The 444-nt window shown below is 70.3% G+C and carries 1 protein-coding gene; it reads right to left on the bottom strand.

Annotated features, from left to right (window positions below):
* The coding region (locus tag ACFHW1_RS28870; protein WP_416616750.1) for a tetratricopeptide repeat protein at positions 1-444 on the bottom strand (444 nt) is incomplete at both ends.

Genomic DNA, 444 nt, shown 5'->3' with positions numbered 1-444 from the left:
TCGTAGGCGGCGGGGTTGACCGTGGCGAGCCGGCGGTAGATGTCGGCGGCTTCGACGGTGGCGGTCAGGGCTTCATCACGCCGGCCCAGGTCCGACCACCGGCCACCGAGGTTGTTCAGTGACGCGGCGAGGTCGGGTTCGTAGGCGGCGGGGTTGGCCTGCGCGAGCCGGCGGCGGATCGTGACGGATTCGATGGAGGCGTTGAGGGCTTCATCACGCCGGCCCAGGTCCGACAGCCAGATGCCGAGGTTGTTCAGTGACATGGCGAGGTCGGGTTCGTAGGCGGCGGGGCTGGCCCGCGCGAGCCGGCGGTAGATGTCGGCGGCTTCGACGGTGGCGTCGAGGGCCTCGTCCAATCGGCCCAGGTCCGACAGATCGACGGAGAGGTTGTTCAGTGACGCGGCGAGGTCGGGTTCGTAGGCGGCGGGGTTGGCCTGCGCGAGC

The sequence above is a fragment of the Micromonospora sp. LOL_014 genome (assembly GCF_048060245.1).
GTDB lineage: Bacteria > Actinomycetota > Actinomycetes > Mycobacteriales > Micromonosporaceae > Micromonospora_E.
Note: the sequence above shows the minus strand (reverse complement) of the source record. Positions and strands in the feature narration are given on the sequence as shown.